Source organism: Paracoccus sp. pheM1 (assembly GCF_018499825.1).
Lineage (GTDB): Bacteria > Pseudomonadota > Alphaproteobacteria > Rhodobacterales > Rhodobacteraceae > Paracoccus > Paracoccus versutus.
Genome location: NZ_JAGXCX010000001.1, coordinates 2,136,498 through 2,153,427, shown reverse-complemented (window position 1 = coordinate 2,153,427; position 16,930 = coordinate 2,136,498). Strand labels below are relative to the sequence as shown.

Below are 16,930 nucleotides of genomic sequence, written 5' to 3'. Positions count from 1 at the left end.
GAAGCCGTTTGCGCCGGCGGCTTGAGTATTCGGGAAACGGTGAAGCCGCTCAGGCGCGGGGATGGGCGGCGCGATAGACCGCCAGCAGATGCGCGTCGTCCACGCCGGTATAGACCTGGGTCGTGGACAGGCTGGCATGGCCCAGCAGTTCCTGGATCGTGCGCAGGTCGCCGCCCGCCGCCAGAAGATGGGTGGCGAAGGAATGGCGCAGCGCATGCGGCGTCGCCGTCGGCGGCAGGCCCAGCACCTGGCGCGCCTGGCGCATCGCGGCCGCGACCAGCGTCGGGTTGAGCCGGCCGCCGCGGGCGCCGCGGAAGAGCGGTTCCTTGGCTTGCAGCGAATAGGGGCAGAGCCGCAGGTACTCGGCGATGGCCTCGCGCGCGATGGGCAGGACCGGCACCTGTCTTTCGCGCCCGCCCTTGCCGCGGATGGTCAGCGCCTCGCGCAGGGGCCAGTCGGCGCCGTTCAGTCCCAGCGCCTCGGAGATGCGCAGCCCGCAGCCCCAGAGCAGCGTCAGCACCGCTGCGTCGCGGGCGGCGATCCAGGCCTCGGGATGGGCGCCGGCGGTGATCTTCAGCACATCCTGCGCCTGTTGGGGCGCCAGCGGGCGGGGCAGCGAGCGGGTGTATTTCGGGCTGCGCGAGGCCAGCGCCCTGGAGGCGTCGAAGCCGTGCCGGTCGGCCATCCAGCGGATGAAACTGCGCGTGGCCGAGAGCCTTCGCGCCAGCGAGCGGGCCGAAAGGCCGCGGCCGCGCTCGGCGGCGGCGAAGGCGCGCATGTCGGTTTGCGTCAGCCCGGCCAGCGTCGCCGGCAGTGCGGGCGTGCCGTGATAGCCGCCGAGGAACGAGAGGAAGGTCAGCAGGTCCGCCTGATAGGCACGGATCGTGTGGTCCGAACGGTCGCGCGTCGCGCGCTCGCTGTCGAGCCAGCGCGCGAGGTTGTCGGCCATGGCCGGGGCCAGCGCCAAAGGCTCGGCCCCGCCGGTCATTTCCTGAGCCAGGAGATCAGCGCCAGCCGGAACGCCTGGCCGAAGAAGCGCAGCAGATCCGTGCCCTGGGCCGGGTTGAAGCGCCCGACATCGGCCGAGCCCATCAGCAGCAGCGCCGGGAAGCGGCCGGGGCCGAGGTCGATGGGCAGAAGCGCCTCGGACCGGATCGGCGCGCGGGCGTCGCCATGGAAGGGCAGGGTCTCGCGCACGACGCCGCGCAGCACGATGTCGTCGCCGCGCGGCATCCGCCGCCCGCCCGAGATCAGCCGCGCCACCGTGCCGGCGGGGGCGATCACCAGCGGGCTGCCGTCCTCTGGCTCGGGCACCTCGCCGCCCGATTCCATCACCAGCCGCAGGGTTTCCACCCGCAGGATCGGCGCGACGGCGATGTCGAGGTTTTCCAGGAACTCCTCGAAATCCGTCGGCTCCAGCAGCGACAGCACGGCGCGGTGGATGGTGTTCATCCCCGACTGGTTGTCATAGGCGGCCGAGATCACCGATTCATGCGCCGCCTCGAGCCGGTCGAGCCGCGCCTCCAGCGCCTGCATGGCGCGGCCGCGGATGTCGATGACGTTCTCGCCCACCTCGGCCTCGCGCGCGCCGATCAGCGCGCGCATCAGGTCGCGGTCGGAGAGGATCAGCTCGGGCTGCGCCAGCAGCCGGGCGCGGATGTCCTCGGTCAGTTCGGCCGCAGTCTGCTCGGTCATCAGACGATCTTCTGCCCGGTCTTGGCCCAGTCGGCGTTGAACTGTTCCAGGCCCCGGTCGGTCAGCACGTGATTCGCCATCGCCTTGATGACGGCGGGCGGCGCGGTGATCACGTCGGCGCCGATGCGGGCGGCGTCGGTGATGTGGTTCACCGAGCGGATCGAGGCGGCCAGGATTTCGGTCTGGAAGTCGTAATTGTCATAGATCTCGCGGATCTGGGCGATCAGCTCCATGCCGTCGAAGTTGATGTCGTCGAGCCGGCCGATGAAGGGGCTGATGAAGGTGGCGCCGGCCTTGGCGGCCAGGATCGCCTGCGCGGCGCTGAAGCACAGCGTCACGTTGACCTTGTGGCCCTGCGAGGACAGTGCCTTGCAGGCTTTCAGCCCGTCCCAGGTCAGCGGCACCTTGACGGTGATGTTCGGGGCGATCTTCACCAGGTGCTCGCCCTCGCGGATCATGTCCTCGGCCTTGGCGGCGACGACCTCGGCGCTGACCGGACCCTCGACGATGTCGCAGATCTCCTTGGTGACTTCCAGGATGTCGCGGCCCGATTTCAGGATCAGCGACGGGTTGGTGGTGACGCCGTCCACCATGCCAAGGTCGTTCAGCTCGCGGATGGCGGCGACGTCGGCGGTATCGACAAAGAATTTCATGCGGGGAAGCCCTTCTTGCGGTTTTGCCGTGGGTTTAGCGCATAACAGCCCGCGCGTGAAGTCCGGGCCGCGCGGCTTGCGGGGCAGAGGTCTTGCATGCCACTATCCCCGCCGCATGCAACCGGAGAATGACTTGGAAGCCTTTCAGCCCGATCTCGTCGCCCTGTTGCCGGCCCTGGCCGCCGGACCGTTGCTGGTGGGCAACTGGCCGCTGCTGCTGCTGATCGGCTGGGCCTCGCTGCCGGTCTGAGATGTCCCCGCCGCTTTTCTATCCCCATGGCGCGCGCATCGCGGTGCTGACGCAAGAGGTGGTCGGGGTCCTGGACTATCTCGCGCCCGAGGGCGGCGTGCGGCTGGGCCAGCTGGTGGTGGTGCCGCTGGGTCCGCGCCGGGTGATGGGTGCGGTCTGGGGACCGGGTGTCGGCGATTTCGATGCGGCGCGGCTGCGGCCGGTGGCGCGGCTGGTCGATGCGCCGCCGCTGGCGCCGGGGATGATCGAGTTCCTGACCCGCATGGGCGAATACACGCTGACGCCGCTGCCCTCGCTTCTGCGCATGGCGACGCGGGCGCCGGACCTGGACCAGCCGCCCTCGGCCCGGCGCATCATCCATCGCGCCGGGCCGGTGCCCGCGCGCATGACCGATGCCCGCGCCGCCGTGCTGCGGGTGATCGAGGATCACGGCGGCGCCGGCTTTGCGCCCGGCGAGCTGGCGCAGCTGGCCGGGGTCAGTCCGGGTGTGGTGCAGGGGCTGGTCAAGGCCGGCACGCTGGCCGAGGTGCTGGCGCCGCGCGACACCCCCTATCCGCAGCTGGACCCCGCCTTGCCGGGCAAGCCGCTGGCCGCCGACCAGGCCGAGGCGGCCGAGGCCCTGCGCGACGCCTTGCGCAGCCGCGCCTATGGCACCACGCTGCTGCGCGGCGTCACCGGCTCGGGCAAGACCGAGGTCTATCTGGAAGCCGTGGCGGAATGCCTGCGCCAGGGCCGGCAGGCGCTGGTCCTGCTGCCCGAGATCGCGCTTTCGGCCGAGTTCCTGGACCGGGTCGAGGCGCGTTTCGGCGCCCGGCCCGGCGAATGGCATTCCGGCATCACCCGCAGCGAGCGGCGGCGGCTCTGGACCATGGCGGCGCAGAACCATGTCGGGCTGGTGGTCGGCGCGCGCTCGGCGCTGTTCCTGCCCTTTGCCGACCTGGGCCTGATCGTCGTCGATGAGGAGCACGATTCCAGCTACAAGCAAGAGGATGTCGTCTATTACAGCGCCCGCGACATGGCGGTGCTGCGCGCCAGCGTCGAGCAGGCGCAGGTGGTGCTGGCTTCGGCCACACCCTCGGTCGAAAGCTGGGTGAATGCGGCCACCGGCAAATATCGCCGCCTGGACCTGCGCGCCCGCTACGGCACGGCGGACCTGCCCGAGATGGGCACCATCGACCTGCGCCAGCAAGAGATGGAAAAGGGCCGCTGGATCAGCCCGCGCCTGGCCGCCGAGATCGCGGCGCGCCGCGACAGGGGCGAGCAGTCGCTCTTGTTCCTGAACCGGCGCGGCTATGCGCCGATCACCGCCTGCCGCGCCTGCGGCCAGCAGATCGGCTGCGACCATTGCGACGCCCGCATGGTCGAGCATCGCTTCCAGAACCGCCTGGTCTGCCACCAATGCGGGGCGACCAAGCCGATCCCGGTGGCCTGCCCCAGTTGCGGGGTCGAGGGCAAGATGACCGCCATTGGGCCGGGGGTGGAACGGCTGGCCGAGGAAGTGGCCGAGCGCTTCCCCGAGGCGCGGTCGACGGTGCTGTCCTCGGACCTGTTCCATTCGGCGCGGGCCTTGAAGGAGGCGATCGCCGAGATCGGCGCGGGCGGCACCGACATCATCATCGGCACGCAGATCGTCGCCAAGGGCCACAATTTCCCGCGCCTGACGCTGGTCGGCGTGATCGACGCCGACCTGGGCCTGCAAGGCGCCGACCTGCGCGCGGCCGAGCGCAGCTTCCAGCTGATGCGGCAGGTCGCCGGCCGCGCCGGGCGCGAGGGCGGCGATGCGCGGGGGCTGGCGCTGTTGCAGACCTACCAGCCCGACCACCCGGTGATCCGCGCCATCCTGTCGGGCGAGGACGAGGCGTTCTGGGATGCCGAGGCGGCGGCGCGCCAGGCGGCGGGGATGCCGCCCTTCGGCCGGCTGGCGGGGATCATCCTGTCGCATCCCGACCAGCCCGTGGTCGAGGATTACGCCCGCGAGCTGGCCCGCCGCGCCGAGCCCCTGCGCACCATCGGCGCCGAGCTTTTCGGTCCCGCGCCCGCGCCCATCGCCCGCATCCGCGCGCGCTATCGGGTGCGGATGCTGATCCGGGCGCCGCGGCAGGCACCCTTGCAAGGCGCGATCTCGCAATGGCTGAGCCTGGCGCCGAAGCCGCCCACAAACCTGCGGCTGGCGGTGGACATCGACCCGCAAAGCTTTCTGTAAGCGCAAGCCGCGCCCCGGCCCTGCGGCGGCTCGCATGACCAGCGCAAGCGGCTGGCCGACAAAGCGCCCGCCCGCATCTTCTTCGCATGGCTGGGTCTGGCGCCGAAGCACCCAGCCAATCTGCGGCTGGCGGTGGACATCGATCCGCAAAGCTTTCTGCAAGCGCAAGCCGCGCCCCGGCCCTGCGGCGGTTTCGCATGACCAGAGCAAGCGGCTGGCCGATGCAGCGCCCGCCCGCATCTTCTTCGCATGGCTGGGTCTGGCGCCGAAGCACCCAGCCAATCTGCGGCTGGCGGTGGACATCGATCCGCAAAGCTTTCTGCAAGCGCAAGCCGCGCCCCGGCCCTGCGGCGGCTCGCATGACCGGCGCAAGCGGCTGGCCGATGCAGCGCCCCGCCCGCATCTTCTTCGTTCTGCAAATACTCCCCGCGAGCTTTCCTGCAGCGCCGAGATCGCGGATCGGGGCCCGGCCGCGAAAGACCGGCGAGCCTGCATGATCTCCGGCTCCAGATGGGTCGGACCGGGCGGGCGCGGGGGTCGCACCGATCGCGGCATGAAAAATCCCCAGGGACCGTTGGTCCCTGGGGCTGCAATCGTTACCACTACCGAACCCCTGGGCAAGCGTCGCCGGGCGCCGCCCAGGGGTTTAGTCCGGTTACGACCGCAGATCGAAGCGGTCGGCCTCCATCACCTTCACCCAGGCGGCGATGAAATCGGCGACGAACTTGCCGCCGTTGTCGTCCTGGGCATAGACCTCGGCATAGGAGCGCAGGATCGAGTTCGAGCCGAACACCAGATCCAGCCGCGTCGCCGTCCATTTCACCACGCCGGTCTTGCGGTCGCGGATCTCGTAGTGGTCGCCGGCCTTGGCCCAGGTATTGGCCATGTCGGTCAGGTTCACGAAGAAATCCGTGGTCAGCGCGCCTTCGCGGTCGGTGAAGACGCCGTGGCGCGTGCCGCCGTGATTGGTGCCCATGGCCCGCATGCCGCCGACCAGGACCACCATCTCGGGTGCGGTCAGCCCCATCAGCTGGGTGCGGTCCAGCATCAGCTCTTCGGGGGCGACGATATAGTCCTTTTTCAGCCAGTTGCGATAGCCGTCGTGGATCGGCTCCAGCACCGCGAAGCTGTCGGCATCGGTCATCGCATCCGTGGCGTCGCCGCGGCCGGGCGAGAAGGGCACCTCGACCTCATAGCCCGCCGCCTTGGCCGCCAGTTCCACGCCGACATTGCCGGCCAGGACGATGGTGTCGGCGAGGCTGGCGCCGAACTCGGCCGCCAGCGGCTCCAGCACCGCCAGCACACGGGCCAGCCGGTCGGGTTCGTTGCCGTCCCAGTCCTTTTGCGGGGCCAGGCGGATGCGCGCGCCATTGGCGCCGCCGCGATTGTCCGAGCCGCGGAAGGTGCGCGCCGAGTCCCAGGCGGTCGCCACCATCTCGGCCACCGTCAGCCCGCTTTCGGCGATGCGCGCCTTCAGGCCCGCGATGTTCCATTCGCGGTTGCCGGCGGGCACCGGATCCTGCCAGATCAGGTCTTCGGTCGGCGCCTCGGGGCCGATATAGCGCACCTTCGGCCCCATGTCGCGATGGGTCAGCTTGAACCAGGCCCGCGCAAAGACTTCCGAGAAATAGTCCGGGTCGTTGTAGAAGCGCAGCGAGATCTCGCGATAGATCGGGTCCATCTTCATCGCCATGTCGGCATCCGTCATGATCGGGTTGTAGCGGATCGAGGGATCCTCGACATCGGCCGGCTTGTCTTCTTCCTTGATGTTGACCGGCTCCCACTGCCAGGCGCCGGCGGGGGATTTCCGCAGCTCCCAGTCATAGGTGAAGAGCAGGTAGAAGAAGCCGTTGTCCCATTGGGTCGGATGGGTGGTCCAGGCGCCCTCGATGCCCGAGGTCATGGTATAGCGGCCCTTGCCCGACTTGTTGGAATTGGCCCAGCCCAGGCCCTGTTCGCAGACATCGGCCGCTTCCGGGTCGGCGCCCAGCAGCTCGACCTTGCCGTTGCCGTGGCATTTGCCGACGGTGTGGCCGCCGGCGGTCAGCGCCACGGTTTCCTCGTCGTTCATCGCCATGCGGGCGAAGGTTTCGCGCACCAGGGCGGCGGTCTTCAGCGGGTCGGGCTGGCCGTTCGGCCCTTCGGGGTTGACATAGATCAGCCCCATCTGCACCGCGGCCAGCGGGTTTTCCATCGAGGTCGCGTCATCGGCATTGCCCATGCGCTCGTCCTGGGGCGCCAGCCATTCCTTTTCCGCGCCCCAGTAGGTGTCCTTCTCGGGGTGCCAGATGTCGTCGCGGCCAAAGGCGAAGCCATAGGTCTTGAGGCCCATGTTCTCATAGGCGACGGTGCCGGCCAGGATGATCAGGTCGGCCCAGCTCAGGCGGTTGCCGTATTTCTTCTTGATCGGCCACAGGATGCGGCGCGCCTTGTCCAGGCTGACGTTGTCGGGCCACGAGTTGATCGGGGCGAAGCGCTGGTTGCCGGTGCCGCCGCCGCCGCGGCCGTCGGCGATGCGATAGGTGCCGGCGGCGTGCCAGGACATGCGGATGAAGAGCCCGCCGTAATGGCCCCAGTCGGCCGGCCACCAGTCCTGGCTGTCGGTCATCAGCGCATGCAGGTCGCGCTTGACCGCGTCGAAGTCGAGATTGCGCACCTCGTTGCGATAGGTGAAGTCCTGGAGCGGGTTGGTCTTGCGGTCATGCTGGTGCAGGATGTCCAGGTTCAGCGCATTCGGCCACCAATCCATGTTCGAGGTTCCCATGGCGGTGTTGCCGCCATGCATGACGGGGCATTTGCCCGTCGAGGGAATATCGTTGCCGTCCATGCTAGCTCTCCTTTGCTGGGCCGCGCCGCGGGGCGGCGCTGGTTGACCGGTGCGGATCGCGGCCTTCTTGTGGCTGCGACGGATGGCTCTTTCGAATCTACGCACCTTCTGGAGACAGGTTCTAGCAGCTTCCGAAATTGTTGGAATTTATAAGTTTTAATAGTTTTAATAACTTTTTATTATGTATGGTGCCGCAGTTTCGCGCCCCCTTGCGCCGGCCGGGCGCAGGGGGGCCGCCTTTCCGGTGAAAAGGGTCAGTCGCGCGGCCGGGCGCGGTCCATCAGGCTGCGGATCCAGCGCCCCGAGGCCCAGCCCGCCGGCACGCCCAGAAGCAGCGCGGCGCCGGCGGCCTGCATCGGCGGCAGCACCGGCAGGCCGATCCAGCTGGCCAGAAGCGACAGCATGAACAGGTTGATCCAGACCGCCGCCGCCGCGAAGGGATAGAACAGCAGCGCCAGTTTCCAGGCCGGCCAGCCGTCAGTGGCTGGTTCCGTCCTCGAAGGTGATCTTGTTCCAGACATTGTATTTCCCCGAAGGCTTGCGCATCGGCAGCCGTTTCACCTCGTCCAGCGTCCCGGCATCATAGACCACGACCGCGCCCTCGTCCTCCCACAACGAGACCAGGACATGGCTGCCGTCGCGGGTGAATTCGCTATGGGCGAAGGTCTGGCCGGGAAAGGGCGCCAGCGTCTTGACGATTTCCAGCGTCTCCTTGTCGATGACATGCATCTCGTCCTTGTGCGGGCCGAAGAAGACGTCCGCCCAGACATAGGGGCTGGCGGCATGGCCGCGCAGGAAGAAGCCGGGGCCGTCGGTCTTGATCTGCTTGACCAGGCTCCAGTCCTGCATGTCGATGACCGAGATCACCCCCTCGCCCAGATGCGGGGTGGCCATGACGCGGCGGCCCCCCCGTTCCCACGTGATGCCCGAGCCCAGGTGCGGCATCCCCGGCAAAGGCAGTTCCGCCACCTTGTGCCCGTCGTCCAGGTCGATCACCACGCCCTTGTCGCCCGCCCGGTTGGCGCCGATCAGCTGGCGGTAGTCGGGCGAGAAGAAGAAATCGTCCAGCGGCTCGTCGATCGGGATGCGGCGGATGGCCAGGTCGGCGGTCGCCACCTCCCAGATCTCGGGTGCGTCCTTCAGCGCCAGCACGAAGCTGCGGCGCTGCGGCGCCTGGTAGACGGCGCTGACCCGGCTGGGGGTGCCGCCGACCTCGGTCTCGATCAGCCGCAGCGGATTCAGGTCGGCGTCCAGGATGGTCAGGCTTTCGGGCAGGTAGTTCGCGACCGCGATGCGCTGGCCGTCCGGGCTGATGGCGATGTTGCGGCTGTTCAGCGCGGCGCGGATGCGGCCGACCTCGGCCAGCGACCAGATGTCGTATTTCTGCACCCAGCCGTCGCGCGACATGATGTAGACGAAGCGCCCGTCGGGGCTGAACTTCGGCCCGCCATGCACGGCGAAGGGGGTGGCGAAGCGGTCCAGGACCTCGAACGTGTCGCCGTCCAGCACGCTGACGTGATGGTCGCCGGTCTCCACCACCAGGGTGATGTTCAGCGGATCGGCGGCAAAGACCGGCTTGTCCGCCGGGCGGTAGTCGGCATTCATCTCGCGGCTGGCGGCGATCTGCTGGGCGTCCCAATGCGGACGGTGGTCCAGCGGCGCGGTGACATAGCCGACCAGCGCCGCGATGGCCTCGGGCGACAGCCGGTCGGCAAAGCCCTCCATCTGGGTCGAGACCCGGCCCTGGGCGATCACCGCGTCGATGCCCTTCACCCGCCCCAGCGTCTCGGGGATCAGCGCCGGGCCGGTGCCGCCCAGCCGGTCCTCGCCATGGCAGGCGGCGCAATGTTCGGCATAGTCGGCGGCGGGGTCGGCCTGCGCCATCAGCGGCAGGGCAAGCAGCAGGCTAAAGGAAACGATGGGCCGGATCATGGCTTTTTCCCCGGAAAGGCGTGACGGCAAGGCGGCCCTGGTCGGCGCCCTCGGCGCCGATCTCGGAGCCCGAGAGATAGCAGGCCGGATCTTCGGCCCATGGGTCGCCGGTCAGTTGCAGCGCGCGGATGCGGGTATTGCCGCCGCAGACCGCCTGATAGGCGCAGGCGCCGCAGCGCCCCTTCAGCGGCCGCGGCCGGGTGCGCAGCGTGGCCAGGATCGGGTCGTCCCCGGTCCAGATCGCGGAAAACGGCCGTTCCTTGACCGAGCCAAGCGTATAGTCCGACCAATAGGTATCGGGATGGACGCGGCCCTGCGGGTCGATGTTGCCGACCCCGAGCCCCGAGGAATTGCCGCCCCAGGCCTCCAGATGCGCGCGCAGATGCGCGACGGCGGCGGGCGCAAAGCGCGTCTCGGCCCAACGCAGGAAATAGACCGCATCGGCGTCGTTGTTGCCGGTGACGACCTCCAGCGGCTCGCCTTGCTCGACCGCCTGCCAGGCGCGGGCGATCAGCAGGTCCATGGCGCGGCGGGTGCGGGCATGCTCGGTATCCTCGCCCCGGTGCTTGTCGCCGCGACCGGCATAGACCAGATGCGACAGGTAGAACTTGTCCACGCCCTCGTCGCGGCACAGGTCCAGCATGGCGGGCAGGTGATGGGCATTGCCCTCGGTGATGGTGAAGCGCAGGCCCACCTTGACGCCCTGCGCCTTGCAGGCGCGCACGCCGGCCAGCGCCTGGTCGAAGGCGCCCTCGACGCCGCGGAACCAGTCGTTCACCGCGCCGATCCCGTCCAGCGAGATGCCGACATAGTCGAAGCCCAGCCCGGCCAGCCGGTCCACGTTCTGCGCATTGATCTTGGTGCCGTTGGTGGACAGCGACAGGTGGCGGAAATCCAGCCGCCGCGCCTCGGCCGCCAGTTCCCAGAAGTCGAAGCGCGACATCGGCTCGCCCCCCGACAGGATCAGCGCCGGGATGCGGAAATCCGACAGATCCCGCAGCACCGCCATGGCCTGGTCATGCGAAAGCTCGCCCGGAAACGGCCGGTCGGCCGAGACGGTATAGCAATGGCGGCATTTCAGGTTGCAGCTGCGCGTCAGGTTCCAGATCACCACCGGGCGGACCGCATCCGGCCGGCTGCGGCGGCGCGGCGGCGAGGGGTCCAGAAGCTGCTGCATGTATTGGGTCAGGCGGAACATGGTTTGCCTTTCTTAGCCGTCCTTCAGGCGCAGGCCGGTCTTTTTCAGGATCCGGGTGGAATAGAGGATGTCGTCGGCCCGGCAGGCGGCGCCCAGCAGCGCGCGGACCTGGGCGCGCTTTTGCTCGACCTCGGCGCGGCTCTGGCCGTGCAGCATGGCGAACAGGTTGTAGCGCCAGACCGGCGCGCGCGGCCGCAGGTAGCAATGCGTCACGAAATCCAGCGCGCCCACCTTTTCGCCAAGGCCGGCTGCCTGCGCGTCCTCGACGTCCCAGACGCTCATGCCGTTCGCGGTCATTCCCAGCGCGTAGTGGTTGGGCGCGATGGCGATGCGGCGGATCACGCCGCGCGCATGCAAGACCGACAGCCGGGTGATGACCTGCGTTTCGGTGAGGCCCAGGTCGGCGGCGATCCGGGCATAGGGCGCCTCGACCAGCGGCAGCCCGGCTTGCGTCGCGGCGATCAGCCGGCGGTCGGTATCGTCCAGGACCGTCATGCCGCCACCCGAAAGCCGATGAAAAACTCCTGCAGCTTGGGAAAGCGCCAGACGGTCAGCCCGGTCTCGGCCTCGATCTGCCCGGCGGTCTCGGCGATGGCTTCGGGCGTGGCGGTGGCCAGCACGAACCACATGTTCAGCGCATGGTCGCGGGCATAGTTATGCGCCACCTCGGGATGGGCGTTGACCAGATCGGCGATGCGGTCGAAATCCGCCTGCGGCGCGGAAAGCGCGCAAAGGCAGAAGGCCCCGCCCATCGCCGCGGCGTCGTAGAACGGGCCGAAGCGGGTGATGGCGCCGATCGCGCGCAGGCGTTCGAGCCGTTCGATCAGTTCGGCGCCGGTCAGGCCAAGCGCCGCGCCGGCATCGTCGAAGGGGCGGGGGGTCAGTGGAAACCCCTCTTGCAGGCTGTTCAGGATGGCGCGGTCGGTATCGTCCAGCGCCTCGGGGGGCAGGGTCTGGCGGCTCATGCGGCAACCTCGGCGATGACGGCGCCCCGCTGGCGAAAGCAGCGGGTCGAGAACAGGATGCGATGCGGCACGCCTTGCAGTTCGGGCAGGGCACGGGCCTGGACCAGCACCTCCATCGCCTCGGCGCGCGAGCGGGCGTGGATCATGCAGAACAGCGGCCAGCTCCACAGCCCCGGCACGCAGCGGCGCTGATAGCACAGCGTCACGCCGGGAACCCCGGCCAGCGCCGTGCCGGCGGCCTCGACCGCGGCTTCGGGCAGGCGCCAGACCACCATGGCGTTCTGGGTCCAGCCGAGTGCGCGATGGCGCACGATCACGCCGACGCGGGTCAGGATGCGGGCCTCGGCCAGCGCGCGGATGCGCGAGATCACCTCGGCCTCGCTGCGGTGCAGCGCCTGTCCCAGCGCGACGAAGGGGCGCGGCACCAGCGCCAGCCCGGTGGTCAGCGCCTGCATCAGCGCCTTGTCGCGCGGGCGCAGCGCGGCCAGGTCGGCGGGCCGGTCCAGCGCCATGGCGCGGCGCGGGCCGAGCAGCGGAAAGCCCAGGTCGATGTTGAAGGCCCGCACCAGCGGCAGCGACAAGGGCAGCAGCCCCGTCGCCGTCTCGATCCGGGCCAGGCTTTCCTCCAGCGCGGCGGCATCGGGGGCGGTGGCGACGAACCACAGGTTCCAGTCGCTGCCCTCGCGCAGATAGGCGTGGTTGACGCCGGGCTCGGCCCCGACCAGCGCCGCGACCTTGTCGATGCGCCGCACCGGCACGCGCAGCGCGGCGAGCGTCGAGGCGCCGGCGGTGTTCGGCCGGCAGGTGGCGCCGATGCGGGCGATCAGCCCCTCGTCGCGCAGGCGGGTCAGGCGGGCGATCACCTCGGCCTCGCTGGTGTCGAGGCGGTGGGCGATGGCGGCGAAGGGCCGGGTCTCCAGCGGCAGGTCGCGCTGGAAACCGTCCAGCAGGCGCAGGTCCAGATCATCCATGTCATAACCCCGTGCGATGGGCGCGATCGGTGAAGAAGATGCCCGAGGGCGCGCGGGCCTCGATCTCGCCCAGAACCTCGCGGGTGCGGGTGTCGCGGATCTCGACCCGGTTCTCGTCGCGGACCGACAGCCAGACCTCGCGCCCGCGGGGGGCGAATTCCATGTGCAGCACGCCCTTGCCGGGGGTCAGCGTGTCCAGAACCTCGTGGGTCAGCACGTCCACCACCTGCAGCTTGTCGTTGTCGGGCGGGGCGAAGTTCACCCAGACCTCGCGCTGGTCGGGGCGGGCCAGGGCAAAGACCGGCTGGCCGGCCAGCTCGGTGCGGCCGATCTCGGCCAGCCCGTCGGCATCGACCCAAAGCAGCTGGTGCAGCCCCACGGCAGGCAGGGCGAAAAGCCCGTCGGCCAGGGTCCAGCCTTGCAGATGCGGCATCTTGTAGACCGGCAGGTCGGGCTGGTCCTTGCCGTAGTCGGGCAGGAAGCGCGTGATCTTGGGCGGGTCTTGCCACAGGTCGACCTGCGTCAGTCCCTTTTCGCCGAAGAGCCCGACGATATAGTGCCGCCCGTCGCCGGTCAGCAGCGCGTCATAGGGGTTGGCGCCGATGCCTTCCAGCGTCGTCACCGCAGGCTGCGTGGGATCGGCGGAATGGTCGAGGATCCAGACCTCGCCCGTGTCCCAGGTCGCCACCACGAAGCGCGAGCCGGGCGCATCGGCGATGCCCACGGTCTTGGAGCCCATCGGCACGTCCGCCACCAGCTCCAGCGTCTCGGCGTCGAAGACCTTGACGCCGCCCGGCTCGTAATTCGCGACCGCGACCAGACGGCCGTCGTCCGAGATGGCGCCGCCGATGGAATTGCCGGCCTGCACCACGCGGCGGACCACCTGCCGGGTCAGGATGTCGACTTTGGTCAGCCCGCCGTCGCGGCCGAAGACATAGGCGAAGCGTTCGTCGGGGGAATAGACCAGGCTCGCGTGGGACAGGTCGCCCAGCCCCTCGATCCGGCCGAGCGCGGCGCGCTCGCTGCGGTCCACGACCAGCAGCGAGCCGGCCTCGCGCTCGACCACCAGGCCCAGGTCGCCGGTGCCGCGCAACTCGTCGGCCAGCGCCGGGCTGGCGATCATCAGGGCGGCCAGGAATGGCTTGAGCATCATTGCGTCTCCGTCGTCAGAAGGTAATCGGCGATCCAGCGCGCCTCGTCCTCGGTCAGCAGCGGGCGCCAGCCGGGCATGGCGGTGCCGGGCATGCCGTCCAGGATCACGCCGCTCAGATCCTCGGCATCGCGCCCGGCCAGCGCCTGGGCGGTGATCGGCCGGCCGAGCCCGCCGGTCAGCCGCAAGCCGTGGCACGATCCGCAATCCTGCCGCACCAGATGGCGCAGCTGGTCCTGCCGCGCGGCATCGGGCGGGCCCGCCGCAGCGGTCCCGGCCAGCAGCACCAGCAGGAGCGCCAGCCTAGCCATGCGCCACCAGCCGCCATTCCGGGCGGTAAAGCCCCTGCGGCAGGGCGCAATCCTCGGCCATTGCCGCGACATGGCCGACGATGAACAGCACCGGCGCCGGCAGCGGCTCGCGCGCCAGGGCGGCGGCGATGCCCGACAGCGTGGCGCGCAGCCGCCGTTCCTGCGGGGTGCTGGCCTGCGACACGGCCAGCACCGGCAGGTCGGCCGGCATGCCGTGGCGGATCAGCTGGGCCGCGATCTCGGCCATGTTCGCCGCGCCCATGTAGACGGCCAGCGTGGTCTGCGGATCGGCCAGCGAGGCCCAGTCGAGGTCCAGCGCCGCGTCCCGCGCCCGGTGGCCGGTGACATGGCGCAGCCCGGTCGCCAGCCCGCGATGCGTCAGCGGAAACCGGGCCGAGGCCGCCGCGCCCTGCGCCGCGGTGATGCCGGGCACATAGTCGCAGGGGATGCCGGCGCGGGTCACGGCCTCGAACTCCTCGCCGCCGCGGCCGAAGATGGTCGGATCGCCGCCCTTGAGCCGCGCCACGGCCAGGCCGGACAGGGCCAGCTCGACCAGAAGCGCGTTGATCTCATCCTGCGGCACGGGATGGAAGCCCGCCGCCTTGCCCACCGGGATGCGCCGGACATGGGCGGGGATGCAGGCCATCACCTCGTCCGAGACCAGCCGGTCATGCACCACCACATCCGCCTGCTGCAAAAGCCGCAGCGCCCGCAGCGTCAGCAACTCGGCGTCGCCCGGACCGGCGCCGATCAGATCGACCCTGCCCATCCGTGCCTTGCCCGCTGCCGCATCGTTCAAGTTGCGCGCGGCCATGCCTGGCGCCGCGCCGCCCGTCACCGTCTTGCCGGCCATGTCGAACCCCATTGAAATACTGCCGGGGCGGGGGCGCGAACGCCCCCACCTGGGTTGTGACCGCTCAATAGGTGTCGGTCATGGTGTTGTAGACGTTGAACTTGCCGGTGGGCGTCACCAGCCGCTCGTCCTTGATGACGTGCTTCAGCTCCAGCGTCTTGTCGTCCACCACGACCAGCGCCGATTCCTGGTCCTTGCCGTTCCAGACGCTGAACCAGACCTCGGTGCCGTCCTTGTTGAACTCGCCCTGCACGACGCGGGGCTGGCCCTCGGTGATGCCGGCCCATTCGGCGATGGGCAGGGTGGTGAACTCGGGGTCCGAGTCGTCGCCCGTCATCGCCTTGGTGTCGAAGACCGCGACCGAGCCCGAGATCTCGGCCTCGGGGTTCAGGGTCGCATCGACATAGAGGTATTGCGAATTCGGGTGCGTCTTGATGAACAGCGAGCCGCCCCCCAGTGCCGGGAAGCTGTCCAGGATCTTCCAGGCATTGTCGGGATGGCCCTCGGGATCGGTGCCGATCAGCGCCACCGAATCGTCGCCCATGTGCGAAGTCGCCCAGACCGGCCCGAAGGTCGGGTGGACGAAGTTCGCGCCGCGGCCCGGATGCGGGGTCTGGCCGCCGGTATCCTCGATCGCGACCAGCTTGCCTTCCTTGGTGTCGATCACCACCAGCTTGTTGCGGGCGTTCGCCGCGGTGATGAAGTAGCGGTGCGAACCGTCCAGGCCGCCGTCGTGCAGGAAGCGCTCGGCGCTGATCTCGGTGGTCTTGAGGTTGTCGAGGTCGGTATAGTCCACCAGCAGGATCTTGCCCGTTTCCTTGACGTTCACGATGAACTCGGGCCGGTAGTGGCTGGCCAGGATCGCGGCGACGCGCGGCTCGGGGTGATATTCCTGCTCGTCATAGGTCATGCCGCGCGTGGACTGGATCTTTCTCGGCTCCAGCGTCTCGCCGTCCATGATGACGTATTGCGGCGGCCAATAGGCCCCGGCGATGGCGTATTTGTCCTCCCAGCCCTCCATCTTCGAGGTCTCGATGGAACGCGCCTCCGAGCCGATCTTGATCTCGGCGACGGTGGTGGGCTCCTTCATCCACAGGTCGATCATGTTGACCTTGCCGTCGCGGCCGATCACGAACAGATAGCGGCCCGAGGCGGACAGCCGGCTGATATGGACCGCATAACCCGTATCGAGGACCGACTTGATCTCGTAGGTGGCGCCGTCGATCAGCGCGATCTGGCCGGCGTCGCGCAGGGTGACGCTGAACAGGTTTTCCAGATCCCAGTCGTTTTCCTGCTGGGTGGGGCGGTCTTCGGGCGCGACATGCACCTTCCAGGATTCGCGCATCTCCTTCATGCCGAATTCCGGCGGCGCGGCCGGGTCAAGAAGCAGGTAGTTTGCCATCAGGTCGACCTGCTCGGCCGAAAGGTCGCCCGAGGTGCCCCAGTTCGGCATCCCCGCGGGCGAGCCGTAGGTGATGAAGCTTTGCAGGTAGTCGAAGCCCAGCTCGCGGGTCAGGTCGGGGGTCAGCGCCTTGCCGGTCGCGCCCTTGCGCAGGACGCCGTGGCAACCGGCGCAGCGTTCGAAATAGATCTTGTTGGCCTCGTTATACTGGGCATCGGACAGGGCGGGGACGCCCTCGGGGGCGCCCGGCGCCGCGACGTCCTGCTGCGCAAGGTTGTCCAGCGAGGGCTCGTAGCGGTTGTCGGTGCGGGTCTTGTGGTCCTCCAGCGCGGCGGCTGGATCCTTTGGCGGGGCGGCCTGTTCCTGTGCGGAGGCCGCAAGCGGCCCAAGGACAAGGGCCAGGGCTGCCGAGGCCAGAAGGCCGGGTCTGGCGAATGGAGTCCTTTGTCTCATCTGGCTTTCCTATTTGCTGGCGCGCGTTCCCGTCGTTCCTGTGCGGAATTTGCGCGCAAGGCTTTGA

15 protein-coding genes are annotated in these 16,930 nt (G+C 69.2%); 1 reads left to right on the top strand and 14 read right to left on the bottom strand.

Annotation, left to right across the window (positions count from 1 at the left end; genetic code table 11):
• Nucleotides 1-49 precede the first annotated feature (49 nt).
• Genes KF941_RS10970 through fsa form a run of 3 tightly spaced genes read right to left on the bottom strand, consistent with a single transcriptional unit; the run spans nt 50 to nt 2,348 of the window.
• On the bottom strand, nt 50-988 hold the full coding sequence (locus KF941_RS10970) for a tyrosine recombinase XerC (RefSeq protein WP_214273332.1): 939 nt from the start codon (nt 986-988) through the stop codon (nt 50-52).
• The gene (locus KF941_RS10965; RefSeq protein ID WP_214273331.1) at nt 985-1,695 is read right to left on the bottom strand and encodes a DUF484 family protein; all 711 of its coding nucleotides are present in this window, start codon (nt 1,693-1,695) and stop codon (nt 985-987) included. Before KF941_RS10965 ends, KF941_RS10970 begins: the two co-directional genes overlap by 4 nt.
• The gene (fsa, locus tag KF941_RS10960; RefSeq protein WP_036751998.1) at nt 1,695-2,348 is read right to left on the bottom strand and encodes a fructose-6-phosphate aldolase; all 654 of its coding nucleotides are present in this window, start codon (nt 2,346-2,348) and stop codon (nt 1,695-1,697) included. The genes KF941_RS10965 and fsa overlap by 1 nt, the downstream gene beginning before the upstream one ends.
• A gap of 251 nt (nt 2,349-2,599) precedes the next feature.
• Between fsa and KF941_RS10955 the strand changes: the two genes are divergently transcribed.
• A complete protein-coding gene (locus tag KF941_RS10955; protein ID WP_214273330.1) occupies nt 2,600-4,801 on the top strand; it encodes a primosomal protein N' in 2,202 nt (733 codons plus the stop codon).
• A 655-nt stretch (nt 4,802-5,456) separates the two neighbouring features.
• Here KF941_RS10955 and katG read toward each other — a convergent pair.
• The 11 genes from katG to KF941_RS10900 form a co-directional block, all read right to left on the bottom strand.
• Nucleotides 5,457-7,628 carry a catalase/peroxidase HPI gene (katG, locus tag KF941_RS10950; RefSeq protein ID WP_214273329.1) on the bottom strand — a complete coding sequence of 724 codons (2,172 nt, stop codon included), beginning with the start codon at nt 7,626-7,628 and terminating at the stop codon, nt 5,457-5,459.
• Between the two features lie 254 nt (nt 7,629-7,882).
• Nucleotides 7,883-8,149: a hypothetical protein gene (locus KF941_RS10945; RefSeq protein ID WP_036751990.1), complete on the bottom strand. Its 267-nt coding sequence runs from the start codon at nt 8,147-8,149 to the stop codon at nt 7,883-7,885.
• Nucleotides 8,106-9,560 carry a nitrite reductase gene (locus KF941_RS10940; RefSeq protein ID WP_214273328.1) on the bottom strand — a complete coding sequence of 485 codons (1,455 nt, stop codon included), beginning with the start codon at nt 9,558-9,560 and terminating at the stop codon, nt 8,106-8,108. Before KF941_RS10940 ends, KF941_RS10945 begins: the two co-directional genes overlap by 44 nt.
• Nucleotides 9,535-10,758, bottom strand: coding sequence for a heme d1 biosynthesis radical SAM protein NirJ (gene nirJ / locus KF941_RS10935; protein ID WP_036751984.1), 1,224 nt, complete (start codon nt 10,756-10,758; stop codon nt 9,535-9,537). Before nirJ ends, KF941_RS10940 begins: the two co-directional genes overlap by 26 nt.
• A gap of 12 nt (nt 10,759-10,770) precedes the next feature.
• Nucleotides 10,771-11,253 (bottom strand): AsnC family transcriptional regulator, encoded by a 483-nt coding sequence (locus KF941_RS10930; protein WP_036751981.1) that lies wholly within the window; start codon nt 11,251-11,253, stop codon nt 10,771-10,773.
• Nucleotides 11,250-11,723: an AsnC family transcriptional regulator gene (locus tag KF941_RS10925; RefSeq protein WP_214273327.1), complete on the bottom strand. Its 474-nt coding sequence runs from the start codon at nt 11,721-11,723 to the stop codon at nt 11,250-11,252. Before KF941_RS10925 ends, KF941_RS10930 begins: the two co-directional genes overlap by 4 nt.
• The gene (locus KF941_RS10920) at nt 11,720-12,694 is read right to left on the bottom strand and encodes an AsnC family transcriptional regulator (protein WP_036751974.1); all 975 of its coding nucleotides are present in this window, start codon (nt 12,692-12,694) and stop codon (nt 11,720-11,722) included. The genes KF941_RS10925 and KF941_RS10920 overlap by 4 nt, the downstream gene beginning before the upstream one ends.
• Before the next feature lies 1 nt (nt 12,695).
• Complete coding sequence (locus tag KF941_RS10915) at nt 12,696-13,847, bottom strand: cytochrome D1 domain-containing protein (protein WP_214273326.1); 1,152 nt, start codon at nt 13,845-13,847, stop codon at nt 12,696-12,698.
• Complete coding sequence (locus KF941_RS10910; protein WP_036751969.1) at nt 13,844-14,155, bottom strand: cytochrome c; 312 nt, start codon at nt 14,153-14,155, stop codon at nt 13,844-13,846. Before KF941_RS10910 ends, KF941_RS10915 begins: the two co-directional genes overlap by 4 nt.
• A complete protein-coding gene (cobA, locus tag KF941_RS10905; RefSeq protein WP_072461155.1) occupies nt 14,148-15,008 on the bottom strand; it encodes a uroporphyrinogen-III C-methyltransferase in 861 nt (286 codons plus the stop codon). Before cobA ends, KF941_RS10910 begins: the two co-directional genes overlap by 8 nt.
• A 64-nt stretch (nt 15,009-15,072) precedes the next feature.
• On the bottom strand, nt 15,073-16,863 hold the full coding sequence (locus tag KF941_RS10900) for a nitrite reductase (protein WP_072461088.1): 1,791 nt from the start codon (nt 16,861-16,863) through the stop codon (nt 15,073-15,075).
• Nucleotides 16,864-16,930: the final 67 nt, after the last annotated feature.

Bases quoted from the DNA above. Each gene is read 5' to 3' on its own strand.
- KF941_RS10970 (WP_214273332.1), bottom strand. From the start codon at position 988: ATGACCGGCGGGGCCGAGCCTTTGGCGCTGGCCCCGGCCATGGCCGAC.
- KF941_RS10965 (WP_214273331.1), bottom strand. From the start codon at position 1,695: ATGACCGAGCAGACTGCGGCCGAACTGACCGAGGACATCCGCGCCCGG.
- fsa (WP_036751998.1), bottom strand. From the start codon at position 2,348: ATGAAATTCTTTGTCGATACCGCCGACGTCGCCGCCATCCGCGAGCTG.
- KF941_RS10955 (WP_214273330.1), top strand. From the start codon at position 2,600: ATGTCCCCGCCGCTTTTCTATCCCCATGGCGCGCGCATCGCGGTGCTG.
- katG (WP_214273329.1), bottom strand. From the start codon at position 7,628: ATGGACGGCAACGATATTCCCTCGACGGGCAAATGCCCCGTCATGCAT.
- KF941_RS10945 (WP_036751990.1), bottom strand. From the start codon at position 8,149: ATGTCTGGAACAAGATCACCTTCGAGGACGGAACCAGCCACTGACGGC.
- KF941_RS10940 (WP_214273328.1), bottom strand. From the start codon at position 9,560: ATGATCCGGCCCATCGTTTCCTTTAGCCTGCTGCTTGCCCTGCCGCTG.
- nirJ (WP_036751984.1), bottom strand. From the start codon at position 10,758: ATGTTCCGCCTGACCCAATACATGCAGCAGCTTCTGGACCCCTCGCCG.
- KF941_RS10930 (WP_036751981.1), bottom strand. From the start codon at position 11,253: ATGACGGTCCTGGACGATACCGACCGCCGGCTGATCGCCGCGACGCAA.
- KF941_RS10925 (WP_214273327.1), bottom strand. From the start codon at position 11,723: ATGAGCCGCCAGACCCTGCCCCCCGAGGCGCTGGACGATACCGACCGC.
- KF941_RS10920 (WP_036751974.1), bottom strand. From the start codon at position 12,694: ATGGATGATCTGGACCTGCGCCTGCTGGACGGTTTCCAGCGCGACCTG.
- KF941_RS10915 (WP_214273326.1), bottom strand. From the start codon at position 13,847: ATGATGCTCAAGCCATTCCTGGCCGCCCTGATGATCGCCAGCCCGGCG.
- KF941_RS10910 (WP_036751969.1), bottom strand. From the start codon at position 14,155: ATGGCTAGGCTGGCGCTCCTGCTGGTGCTGCTGGCCGGGACCGCTGCG.
- cobA (WP_072461155.1), bottom strand. From the start codon at position 15,008: ATGGCCGGCAAGACGGTGACGGGCGGCGCGGCGCCAGGCATGGCCGCG.
- KF941_RS10900 (WP_072461088.1), bottom strand. From the start codon at position 16,863: ATGAGACAAAGGACTCCATTCGCCAGACCCGGCCTTCTGGCCTCGGCA.